At 66.4% G+C, this 12,981-nt stretch carries 16 protein-coding genes; 9 read left to right on the top strand and 7 right to left on the bottom strand.

Features of this window, described 5'->3' with window-relative positions; genetic code table 11:
- The first annotated feature begins 103 nt into the window (after positions 1-103).
- Positions 104-577, top strand: a complete 474-nt coding sequence (locus ATK36_RS31400; protein WP_141544412.1) for a hypothetical protein — start codon at positions 104-106, stop codon at positions 575-577.
- A 282-nt stretch (positions 578-859) separates the two neighbouring features.
- On the opposite strand, the gene ATK36_RS10065 is transcribed toward ATK36_RS31400, so the two are convergent.
- Positions 860-1,495, bottom strand: a complete 636-nt coding sequence (locus tag ATK36_RS10065) for an HSP18 transcriptional regulator (protein ID WP_098511006.1) — start codon at positions 1,493-1,495, stop codon at positions 860-862.
- 101 nt (positions 1,496-1,596) lie between these two features.
- On the opposite strand from ATK36_RS10065, the gene ATK36_RS10060 reads away from it, so the two are divergent.
- The 3 genes from ATK36_RS10060 to ATK36_RS10050 all read left to right on the top strand — a co-directional run bounded on the left by ATK36_RS10060 (position 1,597) and on the right by ATK36_RS10050 (position 3,282).
- Positions 1,597-2,037 (top strand): Hsp20/alpha crystallin family protein, encoded by a 441-nt coding sequence (locus tag ATK36_RS10060; protein ID WP_098511005.1) that lies wholly within the window; start codon positions 1,597-1,599, stop codon positions 2,035-2,037.
- Between the two features lie 44 nt (positions 2,038-2,081).
- Complete coding sequence (locus tag ATK36_RS10055; protein WP_141544411.1) at positions 2,082-2,339, top strand: hypothetical protein; 258 nt, start codon at positions 2,082-2,084, stop codon at positions 2,337-2,339.
- Positions 2,340-2,847: 508 nt separating this feature from the next.
- Positions 2,848-3,282 (top strand): DUF6292 family protein, encoded by a 435-nt coding sequence (locus tag ATK36_RS10050; protein ID WP_141544410.1) that lies wholly within the window; start codon positions 2,848-2,850, stop codon positions 3,280-3,282.
- Positions 3,283-3,341: 59 nt separating this feature from the next.
- Here the strand turns inward: ATK36_RS10050 and ATK36_RS10045 are convergent, their stop codons facing one another.
- Positions 3,342-3,662, bottom strand: coding sequence for a MerR family transcriptional regulator (locus tag ATK36_RS10045; RefSeq protein WP_170070002.1), 321 nt, complete (start codon positions 3,660-3,662; stop codon positions 3,342-3,344).
- Between the two features lie 141 nt (positions 3,663-3,803).
- Between ATK36_RS10045 and ATK36_RS31395 the strand changes: the two genes are divergently transcribed.
- The 4 genes from ATK36_RS31395 (at position 3,804) to ATK36_RS10030 (ending at position 6,675) form a co-directional block, all read left to right on the top strand.
- Positions 3,804-4,187 carry a hypothetical protein gene (locus ATK36_RS31395; protein ID WP_141544409.1) on the top strand — a complete coding sequence of 128 codons (384 nt, stop codon included), beginning with the start codon at positions 3,804-3,806 and terminating at the stop codon, positions 4,185-4,187.
- A 417-nt stretch (positions 4,188-4,604) separates the two neighbouring features.
- A complete protein-coding gene (locus tag ATK36_RS10040) occupies positions 4,605-5,036 on the top strand; it encodes an Hsp20/alpha crystallin family protein (RefSeq protein ID WP_098511001.1) in 432 nt (143 codons plus the stop codon).
- Positions 5,037-5,098: 62 nt separating this feature from the next.
- A complete protein-coding gene (locus ATK36_RS10035) occupies positions 5,099-5,677 on the top strand; it encodes a transposase (protein WP_281259040.1) in 579 nt (192 codons plus the stop codon).
- Positions 5,678-5,697: 20 nt separating this feature from the next.
- Positions 5,698-6,675, top strand: coding sequence for an RHS repeat-associated core domain-containing protein (locus tag ATK36_RS10030; protein ID WP_098511000.1), 978 nt, complete (start codon positions 5,698-5,700; stop codon positions 6,673-6,675).
- 54 nt (positions 6,676-6,729) lie between these two features.
- Here ATK36_RS10030 and ATK36_RS10025 read toward each other — a convergent pair whose 3' ends face one another.
- Both ATK36_RS10025 and ATK36_RS33445 read right to left on the bottom strand, forming a co-directional pair.
- Entirely contained in the window at positions 6,730-7,389 is a 660-nt protein-coding gene (locus ATK36_RS10025; RefSeq protein ID WP_245914583.1) for a transposase, read from the bottom strand.
- A 491-nt stretch (positions 7,390-7,880) separates the two neighbouring features.
- The gene (locus tag ATK36_RS33445) at positions 7,881-8,066 is read right to left on the bottom strand and encodes a hypothetical protein (protein ID WP_245914581.1); all 186 of its coding nucleotides are present in this window, start codon (positions 8,064-8,066) and stop codon (positions 7,881-7,883) included.
- On the opposite strand from ATK36_RS33445, the gene ATK36_RS31385 reads away from it, so the two are divergent.
- Positions 8,004-8,213 carry a hypothetical protein gene (locus ATK36_RS31385; RefSeq protein WP_342752087.1) on the top strand — a complete coding sequence of 70 codons (210 nt, stop codon included), beginning with the start codon at positions 8,004-8,006 and terminating at the stop codon, positions 8,211-8,213. The genes ATK36_RS33445 and ATK36_RS31385 overlap by 63 nt on opposite strands.
- 468 nt (positions 8,214-8,681) lie before the next feature.
- Here ATK36_RS31385 and ATK36_RS10020 read toward each other — a convergent pair whose 3' ends face one another.
- From ATK36_RS10020 to ATK36_RS10010, 3 genes are all read right to left on the bottom strand, one after another.
- Positions 8,682-9,479: a hypothetical protein gene (locus ATK36_RS10020; protein ID WP_245914579.1), complete on the bottom strand. Its 798-nt coding sequence runs from the start codon at positions 9,477-9,479 to the stop codon at positions 8,682-8,684.
- A gap of 405 nt (positions 9,480-9,884) precedes the next feature.
- Positions 9,885-11,813, bottom strand: a complete 1,929-nt coding sequence (locus ATK36_RS10015; protein WP_098510999.1) for a TniQ family protein — start codon at positions 11,811-11,813, stop codon at positions 9,885-9,887.
- Complete coding sequence (locus ATK36_RS10010; protein WP_211291847.1) at positions 11,810-12,931, bottom strand: TniB family NTP-binding protein; 1,122 nt, start codon at positions 12,929-12,931, stop codon at positions 11,810-11,812. The genes ATK36_RS10015 and ATK36_RS10010 overlap by 4 nt, the downstream gene beginning before the upstream one ends.
- Positions 12,932-12,981: the final 50 nt, after the last annotated feature.

The following is a 12,981-nucleotide window of genomic DNA, read 5'->3' as shown; positions in this document are numbered from 1 at the left end:
CGATTGGTGAGGCCCAGCTTGGCGAGGATGTTGCGCACGTGGCTCTTCCACGGTGCGCACCAGCCGGTCGGGACGGTTGCTCAGGCTTTCCGCGAGCAGCGTCGTGATTGCCCGTTCCCCGCGCGATGAGCGGGTCGGCGGCACGCCGGGCGGCCCGGATCCGGCCGAGGTGCTCGGATTGCCGGCCGGCGGTGCGCATGCCGAGGCCGCGCTTCGTCGCTGCCTTGGTGCGCAAGGGTTTCTGCCCTTGGCAGGTCTTTTCCGACGCGAGCCTTACTTCGGCGAGCCCGAGCTGGTTCAGTGCGACGTAGGGCCGTGCGCCGGTGCGGGTGCCGATCGTGATGGCCTCTCCGAACCAGCGCCCCGCGTCGTCGTGCTCGCCGAGCAGCGCCGCCGCGCGGGCCGCAATCTCCGGCGCCGGCAGAAGAGGAATGGCTCACGCCGGTTGTCCCCGGTCAACCTGCGCGTGTCGGGTCTCGCCTCGACCGCGTGCACGTCGGCCTGGCCTGGGCGCTCCGGCGCGGACCGCACGCGCTCAACTCGGCATGACCGCGCGTTTCCGGCGCGAATCAATTAACGCGGGTGCTGTTCAACGAGAACGTGCTCACGCGACACCACCGGACCACGAGGTGGCCCGTCGCCGACAACACCGTGGTCCCTGCCCATGGCAAACGACACCTGCCTCCTGCACAACGACCAAGGCAGCAAGGATCGACGAAGGCCGAGTGTGCTCGCCTTGCGAGCCATGAGGCGGCGGGTGCGGTCAGTTCTCGTGGACACGAGCCTCCCTCATCGAGCAGGGCGCGGTCGGTTGACACAGAGAAACGCGATCGCAGATGTCAGGCAAAATCATAGTGGTCTAGTGCTCCGCTGCCGGTGGCGAGCCCGACCGCATCACCTGGGTGGTGTGACGGATCCGGGTCGCCTGGTCGGTGAGGGACTGGACTTGGGCGGCCAGGCCGGCGTGCGTGGCCTTCAGGTGGGTGTGCGTGTCGGCCAGCGGAGGCAGGAGGCTGGCCGGGTCGTCCTCGGCGAGGGCCTGACTGACCTGGTCGACGTGGTGCTGGGCGTGCGGGGACAGGCCCCGCGCGGAGCTGACCTGCCCTGCCAGCCGGCGCAGGACCGCAGCGTTGTCGCGAGCCCAAGCGGCGACCGCCCGGTCACCGGCGCGCTTGTCGCGCTGGGCGCGGACCCGGTCCTCGCCGGTCCGCTCGCCGGTGTCGGATGGCCGCAGCCGCAGGTAGCGGCGTTCGGCGGCCTGGCGGCTGGTGACGCCCAGCGCGGGAGCCAGCGCAGCCCAGCTCACCCTCTGCTCGCGCGCCGCGGCGATCAGCTCGGGTTCCCAGCCGGCCAACTCTTCCCGCACCTCGCGCAGCACCGTGAGTGCCACCACGAGGTCGGCGGAACTCGTTGCGCCCACGCGAACTCGAGCCAGCACGCCCTGGACCAGGGCGAGGGCCTCCATGGCGGCGTATCCGCCACTGTCGTTCAGCATGTCATCCTTTCAGTGACATTGGAACTTGTCATCGTTCCGATGACATGCTAGACCTGTGGTGTGCGTTGACACCAGAGCCGACACGACAGGGAGGAAAAGTCATGTTGATGCGCACCGACCCGTTCCGTGACTTCGACCGGCTGACTCAGCAGGTCTTCAACAATGTCGCCGGAACCTGGTCGCGGCCGACTGCGATGCCGCTGGACGCCTACCGCGCTGGGGACGAGTTCGTCGTCGCTTTCGATCTGCCCGGTGTCGATCCGGATGCGATCGAGTTGAACATCGAGCGCAACGTGCTGACCGTCAAGGCCGAGCGTCGGCCCACTGTGACCGACGAGTCAGTGGAGATGCAGGTGTCCGAGCGGCCGTTGGGTGTGTTTTCCCGGCAGTTGTTCCTCGGCGACACCCTGGACACCAACCGGATCAGCGCCGCCTACGAGGCGGGTGTGCTGACGCTACGGATCCCGGTCGCCGAGCAGGCCAAGCCCCGAAAGATCGAGATCAGCGGTGGGCAGGCAACCCGCAAGGAGATCAACGCCTAGCCCGATGCCGTGATCGCCGAGCTGATCACGGGGTGATCGCCAGGGTGTCAGCTGCGCGGACAGACCCACCGGAGCAGCACCTCGCCCTGTTGTGCGTGGACGAGGACCTGCTGCGCCGAGGTCGACGCGACCGTACAGGCGAACTGGTCTTGGCCAACACCGCCGCGACCAACCCTGCCGAACCGGCCCATCGGATGGTGACCATGCCGGCCGCGGTCGAGGACGACGTGGGCAGGTCGGTCCGCGGGGCGGATTCGTGGGGCGTCCGGGACGGTCGCCGCACTCGGCAGCACTGCCCATGACCGAGATCCGGACACAGCCAGGAAGGACGGTGATCGCCTGACACAGAAGGACAACGCCGGACGTGCTGTCAGGCCGTACGCCACCATGAACCCGACATCGCGGGCTGCTCCCCGGTCCGTCTGCGCCACAACGGCGCAATGACACGGCGAGCCGTACTGGCAGCATCGTCACTGTTGGATGATCCCGACCTACGGCCGGGATCATCCAACAGTCTGCGCAGGGGAGCACGACGACCCGGCCAGCGCCCCCGGCCGGAGCCAGCAAACGTCGGTCCCGCACGACCACGGCATACCCACCCCTGCTGCCCCCCAGCCCACCGTGAGGTCTGCACCCGCCGCGTGGACCGGTCCGCTACCACGGATCACTCGCACCCGAGGAACATCAGTGACAACGACTCTGGCCGCTGAACAGCCGCACCGCACTGCCCGCCCGTCACACCCGGCCACCTGCCCCGCAGGAGCGGAGGGCCGTGGCGGCCCGGCCGACCGGGAATGTGGCGTGATCCCGATGCCGTTCATCGAACACGCTGACCGGCCAGGGGACGACGAGGTTCTGCCCGAACTGGCCGAACACGGTTTACGCCACTACACCGCCCGGATCGCCGACGCCATGGGCGCCGGAGCGGAAGCAGCGTGGTGCGAGTGGGCCGATGCGCCCAGCGCCTACATCCCACTGGACCAGAGGCTGCCTGGCCACCCGGACCGGGACGCGGCACTGATCTGGGCCGCCGAACGCGGCTGGGCGGTCGCGGTGGAAACCGGCTGCGGCGAGGACCTGCTGATCGTCGCCTCACTCGGTGGCGACGTGCTGGCTGCGCCAGAAACCGTCGCCACCTGGCTACGCGCCGTGCTCACCGGCACGTCCACCCGACGCACACCAGGGTTCCAGCGCAGCGGTGAGCACCGACGTCATCCGCCGACTCTCGACCGTGGGCACAGCTGACGGAGCAGGCACTGACGAGTCACCGAATCGCTTCGAGCCCAGTGATCATTGTTTCTGTGTCACTGGTTTGTGTCGTTGCCGAGTTGGCCGCGCAGTTCGGCGATCTGGTCGTGCGCGGCGGCGAGGTCGTCTTCCAGACCGATGATCCGGGCGGTAGCGGCCAGGCTGTGACCGTCGTCGAACAAGACCCGGATCCGGGCGGCGAGCTGGAGCTGGCGGCGGCTGTAGCGGCGGTGTCCGCCGTCGGAGCGTTGGGGGCGTAGCAGGTTGCCGGTGTCCAGGCTGCGCAGGAACGCCTGCTGCACGCCGAGCAGGTCCGCCGCCTGCCCGGTGGTGAACGCCGGGTAGTCGAGGTCATCGAGGTTGTCGAGGTTGTTCACAGCCACAGGCGAGGCACTCCTCCCTCGTCGCCGGAAGGGCCGCGCGGGGTGGCCCAGCTACTCCAGATTATCTTCAGCGCATGCTTGACACAAGCTACAGCCAGCGCTATAAGAAAAGTATCGGTCAGAAACCTGGTGACGATGCCCCTGGGAGTGATCGAGATGGTCGGCACGAGCGTTCCCCGCCCTGCGGGAGCCGAGCGCGGGAGGCTGCCCGAGACCGGGCAGCGCGGCTTCGCCGAACTGTTCTGCGCCGACCCGGCGTGGGTGCGCGCGGAGTTCGACGAGATCATCGCCGCCAACTTCGGCGCCGCTGAGTGGCCAGAGGTTCCCCCGCGCCGTCCATCACGTCCTGTGCGGGATCGCTGCCCTCGCCCCGGCGATGCGGGCCGCGAGTTCGGTCCGCCTGTGTGGGCGGGACGAGGTGATCTCGCGCGGATGGCCCGCCGGGTAGGGGCTCGGGAGCGGGCTCCTCCGCCACCCCATGCGGTGCCGCGCGAGCGCCGCGCGGAGGCCGTCGAGTGAACACGATCGGAGAAGATCTGGTGGCCGGCAAGGAGGTGATGACAGGAGGGCGCGGCGCGCATACGTGACTGAGTCTGCTGTGGACAGTCGGCCGAGATACTCGCCGACGATCGCGAGGAACGGCCCGGCGTCTCGTGACGCAATCCGGGCGACTCTTCCCGGCACGGCTCGCACACCGATCGCCCGTCGTAGGCTCTCTGGCATGAGTGCGTCTTTCCTTCCTCGACAGTTGAGTCCGATCCGCCCGCCACAGCCTCGCGCTGCGGCGGGCATCGGCCTGTTGGAGGAAGGACCGGGTCGCACCCCCATCGAAAATCTTGCAGCAATGGAACAGGAAACCTGAGTGGATCGTTGTCAGTACTGCAAGGCGGTGGAACCGCCGATCCCGAACCGAATGGTGTGGAAGGAGACTGTGACATGTTGATGCGTACCGACCCGTTCCGGGAGCTCGACCGGCTGACCCAGCAGTTCTTCAGCGCCAACGGGACACTGACCCGCCCGGTCGCGATGCCGATGGACGCCTACCGCGCCGGCGACGAGTACGTGGTCGCCTTCGACCTCCCCGGCGTGCACCCGGACTCCATCGACCTGGACATCGAGCAGAACGTGCTGACTGTCAAGGCCGAACGTCCCGGCCCGGCCGAGGACGGCGCCGAGTACCAGGTCGCCGAGCGGCCGTGCGGGGTGTTCAGCCGGCAACTGTTCCTCGGTCAGGCCCTGGACGCCGAGCACATCCAGGCCAGCTATGAGGCCGGGGTGCTGACGCTCCGGCTCCCGGTCGCCGAGCGCGCCAAGCCCCGCAAGATCGCCATCAGCGTCAGCAACGACACCAAGCAGATCAACGCCTGATCACGGCCAACGCGCGTCGGCCCCGGAGACCACACTGGTTCTCCGGGGCCAGACCGGAACCGGTGCTGAACCTCCACCCATGCTCAGCACCGGTGGACCCGGTGAAAGGGCCGACGACGGAGAGTGGAGAGGTGTTCCCTGGGACCCGGGAGCAGCGCTGCTGGTTCCATAAGATCGCCAACGTGCTCGCCGCGCTGCCCAAGTCCGCGCATCCCGGGGCGAAGAAGGCACTCGCGCAGATCTGGAACGCTGAAGACCGCCGGCACGCCCTGGACGCGGTGAAGGCGTTCGATGCCGCCTACGGCGCGAAATTCCCCAAGGCCGTCGCCAAGCTCCTCGACGATGTCGAGGAGCTGCTCGCGTTCGGCGATTATCCCGCCGAGCGCTGGATCCACCTGCGCACCACCAATCCCATCGAGTCGACCTTCGCCACCGTGCGGCACCGCACGAAGGTCACCAAGGGGCCCGGCTCACGCGCGGCCGGGCTGGCCATGGCGTTCAAGCTCATCGAGTCCGCGCAGGCCCGCTGGCGCGCGGTCAACGCGCCACACCTGGTCGCGCTCGTCCGCGCCGGAGCATTCTTCGAGAACGGCACACTCGTCGAACGACCCACCGAACACACCCCACCCGCAGCAGCCTAAAAGATCTTCATCCATAGGTATTGACAATTGCTCCGGACAACCGACTGACCTCGATTTCATTGCTGCTCCCCGGCGGCGTGCTCTTCACGAGCAAGCTTGGCTCCGATGGTGCTTTCGCCGCCTCCTACGACCACCCCTCGGTCCGCGGCGACCTCGTGCAGACCACGGATGCTGCCGGCCGCCAAGCCGGAGATCTGCGTACGTACGACCCGTACGGTCAACCGCTTGCCCCCGCAGGCACGGTGGATACGGACAATGTCCCCGACAACTCTCCAGGCTCGATGGACTACGGCTGGCTCGGCCAATATCAGCGCCCTTACGAGCATGCAGGTGCACTCTCTCTGGTGCAAATGGGAGCACGTCCTTACAGCCCGCTTCTCGGCCGTTTCCTGTCGGTCGATCCCGACGAAGGCGGCTCGGCCAACGATTACGATTACGTTGCTGGCGATCCGATCAATGCGCTCGACCTGGACGGTCACGGCTGGTTCAGCGCCATCATCTCGGTGGTGACGAAGGTCGCCGAATTCGCGTCCGACATCCCGGGGCCGATCGGCGCTGTGGCCAGTGGCGTCGCGGCGGTCGGGAACGCCGTTCAGGGGAACTGGCGAGCAGCGGCCCAATTCGCTGCATCCGCTGTCACCGGCGGCGCCACTCGGTGGATTGCCAGGGCCGTCAAGGTCGTCAAGACCGTGGCGCGGCCGTTCGCCAAGGTCAACCACGCGGCCAAGGCCCGAGTCGGCACATGGATGGTCAAGAAGTACAACGGCGGCAAGCATCGTGTGACCATAGAGAACAGTGCCGGAAAGTGGAAATACGATCTGGCGGGCAAGCCGCATGGCCCGGTGAAAACCCCGCACAAGGTCTGGCACCCGAGAAACCACCGCTCGCCCAGCGGTTGGGGCAAGCCATCGAGACGAGCGTACTCGATGTCCTGGCGGGACATGTATCATGAGGGTTATTCAGGCAGCCGCATAGAAGTGCAGAGCGATTACCGTTGAGATGGTTTCCGCGAAGGTCTCAATGGGCCGTCGGTAGTCGGCGTGCAGGATCCTTCAGGTTTTGACGTTGGCGATGGTCTGCTCGATGACGTAGCGAATCTTGTTGATCTGGGTGTTGAATTCCTTCTCCCAGTCCAAGAGCTTGCGGTGCTTCGGCTTCTTGATCGGGGTGAGCATATAATTTCCCACGTATCCTTTGTCGCCCATCCAGTTGTCCGGATTCAGAGTCAGAAGCGCCCCGGATTCCTTCAGGCAGTACGTGTCGTGCCGGCGTCCTTCGATGGGATCGGAGATCCACGCGAGTCGTCCGTCAAGGGTGCAAGCGATCTGTACGTTCATGCCGGTCGTCTTGTGCTTGCCGGAGTACAGCTCCGGGCGATCGGCCCATGACCAGCACGGCAGCAGGGTTCCGTCCACGATGTACTGCGTCTGGTCGTCCAATTCGTCCGCCGTCGGCACGAACTTCCTGAGAACACGTTCTATCAGCGGCGTCATTCCGGTGATCGCACGACTGATTGTCGGTTGAGATACCTCGTACGCTTCCGCCAGTTCGGCCTGAACCCGATTGCATCGCATGTATGTCAGCGCGATCACCGCCGAGTTGAACAGGCCCAGAATCGGTGGCCACCTACGCTGCTCAGCTGTGGTATCCATGTCGACCAACCCGCACAGGTCGGTGATCTGCTCGATGGTAAGTCCAGTGGTATGATACATGTTAGGCGGTCCGTTTTTGTGAGTACTGAGTGTGGAAACCCAATTCTCTCAATAAACGGTCCGCCGTTGATGTTGACACGCCGGAAACGGCAATCTCAGGTGCCGTGAATAAGCCTCCAGGCCCAACGCCACCTGTTCAACAAGTTCCTCGGACAGCTCCACCACTGCCTCCAAACAGGACAACCTTTCGACGAACATCAGGCCTTTCCACCTCCACTCGCTGCTGCGGCTTGACTTTTAAGAACCTGAGATGTCTTTCAGGAGGTCTCGAAGAAATCCGAGGGCGAGGTGTATCCGGTCGCGGCATCGCCGGAGGACGAGCGCCAGACCCGGTAGTCCTGCGACCTCGACCTGCTTGGTCGACGAGCCGGGGTCGCCAACAACAGGTACTCCTGGCCATGGAGCGAAGGCGACACCAGGAAATCCGCTGGTTGGCCATATCGTGATCGGTGACTGGCGCCGCTCGTGGCAGGTGAAAGGCACCCGGGCGGTCAACGGGCTGCCGCCTTCGCCATTGCGGGAGGCCCGAGTTCGTATTCCCGGCCGGTGCCGGCCAGATCCCGGTCCCCAACGTCTACGCCGCGCAAGGCGTTGAGTACGACTACAGCGGCGTCATCCTCGGCTCCGGCCTGCACTGGCGCGACGGCCGCTGGGTTCACCGCCGCCACCCGGGACATCGCTTTACTTGTGCATCCGAGGCCGACTTCAACCTCTGGGTGCGCCGCACCGACAGGGTGCTGTCCATCCGGGCACGAGCGGGCACCACGCTGTACTCGACCGACCCCCGGCACCTGGCCCTCCTGCACGGCATCGCCGACGTGTAACCGACGACGCCCGCTGTGCCCCGGCCGTCGAGGGGCCGGAGCACAGCGGGCGGGTCAGATGGTGCGCGTCGCGGTCGTCGCGCGCGATGGGGTGATCCACGCGCTACGAGTGTCCTCGACCAGCTGCCCAGTCGCAGCGATCAGTAGTTGGTGCCACGGCGCCAGCTGACGGTTTCGCGACGCCGAATAAGCCGACGCCGAAGTCGTCCGCCGGTCTTGCCGTTGTGGGCACGGCCATAACCGCGCTTGAAGCCATAGGCCCGGTAAAATCCGTCGTCGAAGTGATCACTATCGACCTTAAACGCGCCCCGGTTTGCGGCGACAGGCGGCTCATGCCAGGCATGTACTTCCCCTTGCTGCGCGGTGTTTGCTGGCTCTAGCAACGGAGAATCCCACGAGCAGGGCCGTGTCTCGGAATTGTGGCGAACGACCCTACGCGTGGGTAGGCGGATTGGTGACCCCGTGGGCCTATTCGGCGTCCCCGGCCGTTTCCGGGACGTCGGTCTTGGCAGGGTTGATCGCGAACCGCTTCGGCGCCTCGCAGGTTTTGACGGCGGATCCGTCGGTCACCAGCTTCTCCAGGGCGTTGTTGACCGCGCCGCCCGAACGGCCGAGGACCTTGCCGATCTTGGCGGGCCCGAAATCCTCGCCCGGGTGCTTGGTCAGGTATTCCTCCACCAAAGCCCGCAGCCCGCCTTTGGGCAGCCGGTCCTTGTCCTTCGGGGTTGCGACGTCGGTGGCTTCGGGGATCGTACGAGACGCTGAGGGAGAAGGCTTCGCCTCGGTCGCAGTGTCCACCGGTGCCGTGTCGTCGGGCGGCGGGGTGGTGCCGTCGGTGTCGACTGTGGCGGCGGGTACGTCGTCAGAGATGTCTGGAGCGCTGTCGTTGTCGGTCTCCGACGAGGTTCCCGGTCCCTCGACTATCACCTCTTCCTTGGCAGGGACGTTGTCGGTGTCGTTGGTGTCGTCCGCTGTCGCAACCGGTTCCTCGGGCGCTTTGTCGGTGTCGCTGAAGTGATCGGCGGCGGTCGGGTCTGTGCCGGGTGCCGCCGTCGCGTCCGCATGGGTCTCGTCGGCATCAGGTGCGGCGGTATCACGGTCCGACGGCGCGAGGGCCCAGGTGTCGGGGTTGCGCGGACCATTGCCTGGGGTGCGGATCGCGATGCCGTCACGATCCCAGCTGGCCAGGATCTTCGCTGCGGTTGAACGGCCAACCCTGCCTGCCATAGCGATTGTGGCGGTCGTGGAACCCGGTTCGGTGGCCAATGCGGTGCGGACCTTCTCCTCCGTGGTCGGCGTGTTCTGCTGCTTTCCTGGGTCGTCGGCCACCGCCTGCAGATGACGGTCGGCGGCGCTGTTCTTGCTGTTCTTGCGAGACATGACGAACTCCATGTGTTGGGGAAGGAATCGGACGGTCATGCCCTGGCCGGGGCGTTGGCCCGCCGGTGCGCATCCGGTTGTTCGGGCTACACGTCTATGGACGCTTCGTTATCGCCTCCGTGTCAAGCGATCCGTCAAACAAGACATGTGTCTCTTGTGGACACGCCACTGTGACTGTCATCGATAGTTGGCCCTTGCCAAAGCAACTTGGCCCGCTGCCCGGACGCGAATGACGGTGCCTCAGCGGTCACCGATGCTCTGGTTGTTTCCAGAGCGATGCGGCCGACCGCATCAATGTTGCGGAACAAGATGCTGTCGGCTGGGGTCGAACTCGTGACGGTCGATGCTGATCGTGAGCGCGTCTGCGTACGACTCAAGAAGTTCGCGTAGCGCGTTGTAGTGACCGGACGGACGTGTGTTGATGGACTGCCATCGGGTGTTCACGTAGTGCGGTAGGACGCCGCCGGGCCGTGGCTGATCCGGGTTGGATCGGATGGGCGGGGCGAAGATGTGTTCGCCGCCGGTGACGCGGACCCAGATCCAGACCGATGCGAGAGCTCGTTTGCCGTCGCCCCAGTCGGGGCCGCCGTGACGGTGTTGCTGGGCGAGGTCCGCAGTGAGTTCTTCCCATTCTTCTGGGGAAAGTGACCAGGTTTGGAGCGCGTGGCGTCGTTTGCCGTAGTCGGTCAGGTCGGTCGCGGTGTTCAGTCTGGCCGCGAGTGTCTCGAGGCCGGTGTCGAACGCGCGGCGGGCTCGGCGCGGGAGGCTGTGGTCAACGGAGTTGATCGCATTGAGGGTGGCCTCCCTGGGAATGCCCAGCAGCTGCGCCGCGCTGGCCGGCGAGCCACCCGCACACATTTGGGCGAGTAGGGCGGCTGCGGCGCGGCGCAGCAGGCGGGGTTTCACCGCTGTGAAGCTGTTGGCGAAGTACTCCTCGTGCCATTCGGGCAGCAGGTGCTGCGGAATGTGCTGGATGCCGAAGTGGACTGGCCTCGGTGGGGGCGTCGGGACTCGGGGCCGGATACCGGTTCGTCGGATCACATGCAGCGTCCCGATCTCCAGGCCCAGCGCGGTTTGCAGGCCGGGCGAGCAGTAGCCGTCGCCGACGAGGAACTGTCGGATCCATGGTCGTGTGGCTGGTGCCGCGTCCAGCAGCGGGTGGAGCAGGTCACGAGCCGTATCGGGATCATCGGCGGTGGTGATGTCGTCGGCCACGGCGAGCAAGCTGGCGCACGTCGCGGCGTGCAGCGGGGGCCGGTCGTAGAAGCTGATCTCGCGCACCGCCCGTCCGCGCTGACGCACTGTCTGGATCTGGCGGCGGGCCTCGCGGACGTGCGTGTCGAGCAGGAGCGCCTGTTGCTCGGTCAGGAGATCACGGGCGGCCGGCCACGAGGCGGTGATCAGGCAGGCAAGGATGCGGAGATCGACGAAATAGCGCTGGGACAGCGTTTCCTGTCCGACGCTCACGACCGCTAGGGGGCCATCGGGCCGCAGGTAGCCGAGCAGACGACGTTGGAAACTGAGTAGCTCCTCGTGTGTGCCGCTGTCCAGGCAGAAACCGGTCGAGGTGGGGGTGTCGAGCCGGTGCCCGCAGACATCGATCCGCCTGGGGCCACCCGGCCCGGGAATGGGGGTGCGGCATTGGGCAGGGTGGAGACCGCCGTGCCAAGCCAACTGCAGCAGCCGGGTGTGCTCAGTAGTGCGGCGGCGGACGGCCGTGCCGCAGGCGGGGCAGGCATGGTCGAGCAGGCGGTGGTGGGTGGGACAGGCGAAAACGGCGGGAAGTCTCCACAACAGGCTCCAGGCTCCGCCGTGCCGTTGCTGGATGCGGCTGCCGTCGCCGGCCAGGCAGTCGGGACAGTGCCGTGTGGCGCGGGAGAACACCCAGTTCTCCTTTACGAAGATCCCGTTGATCCGGCGGTGACGGCCGGAAAAGGCGGAGTCCAGTGGCGGGTAGCGGTCTGCCAGACTGGACAAGGTCAGCGCCATTACCTCCATAGTGGACAGTCGGGTGGCGGTGGCGAAGGTTTGTGCCATGGCCGGGCGCAACGCGAACAGGTGGCTGCCGGCGATGATGTTGTTGCGCGTGGTGGCCAGCCCGGTCAGTTCGGCGATGCGTCCTGGCCAGGAGTCCAGGCGGTGGGCCAGTCGCAGCAGGTAGCCAGGAAGAGACTCCAGCGGCAACGGGTCCAGGCTTCGGGGCAGGGGCCGCACCGTCATCGCCGCGAGGTTCCCGTCGGCTCCTGGACCGGTGCGGCGGGAGATCCGGCATCATCGAACACGGTATTGCGAGACTTGCCCTTGCCCGCCGGGAGAGAGGTAGCGGTGGCCCGCCGTGGCGGCACCTCGGGGATCTCTCCGGCGCGCGGATCCCTGCTGGCGACGTTGCCCAGATCAATCTCGATGTCATCGAACAGCCCACCGGTCAGGCATTCCGTCCCGGTTTCGATCGCGCGGGCACAGCCGTCCTCGACCAGACGCTCCAGCAGGCCGACGATGCCGCCGGTGCGGCGGAACAGATACTCGGGCATTGCGCCATCGGTGAGCATCCCGGGCCTGGCCTGAAACAGCCGTAGCTGGGCTTCGATGCCGGCGAGGTGGTCAGCCCAGGCGGCGATGCCGGCAGGGGTGTCGTAGCGGAACGGGTCGAGATCGACCAGGTCGAAGCGACGCTCGGTCTGGGTGGCCGCCTCATCATGAGGACTGGTGGCCCGGTGGTGCGGAAAGATCCACTGGCCGCCGCGGCGGCTGTGCCGTCCTTCCGACAACAGCCCGGAATCCGGGATCCCGACCCCGATCAGCACCAGTGTCACGTGCATACTCATCAGGCTGCGCACCAGATCCAGTGCGTCCTGGTCGGCTTCACGGTGCATCTTCAGCCGGGTCACATCGTCGAGCAGCAGGATTTTGGTGCAGTGATCGAAAAGCGAGGTGCGCACGGCGTGCACCAACTGCGGCAGCGTCATCCGCTTGGGATGGTCGGCGCCGTAGAAGTCCAGGATCGCCTGGCAGATGCTCTTCGGGGTCGCCGTCACCGGGGTCTGGACGTAGGCGACGGTGGCCATCATGTCGCGGGTGCCCGGTGTCGCGTGCGGATTGAGCTGATCATGCAACATCAGCCACTGATCCTCGAAGGCTGCCGCGACCTCGCAGGCGGTCTCGGTCTTACCCTGATACCCACCCCCGTTGATCATGAGCCCGGCGCGGGTCGCCGGCGTGCGTTTGAGCGCGTTGTTCTGAATGCGCGACCACATCACCCGCGAGACCGCCGCACTCATCGGGGTCTCCTGGATGACCAGGTTGGCGTGTGTGGCCGCTCGATGCAGGTCGTGCACCATCCGCCGCTGCGGGCTCAGGCGCCGATAGGCGGCCAGCGACAGCCGAGGCG

The sequence above is a fragment of the Amycolatopsis sulphurea genome (assembly GCF_002564045.1).
GTDB lineage: Bacteria > Actinomycetota > Actinomycetes > Mycobacteriales > Pseudonocardiaceae > Amycolatopsis > Amycolatopsis sulphurea.
This window is presented reverse-complemented; position numbering and strand designations above follow the sequence as displayed.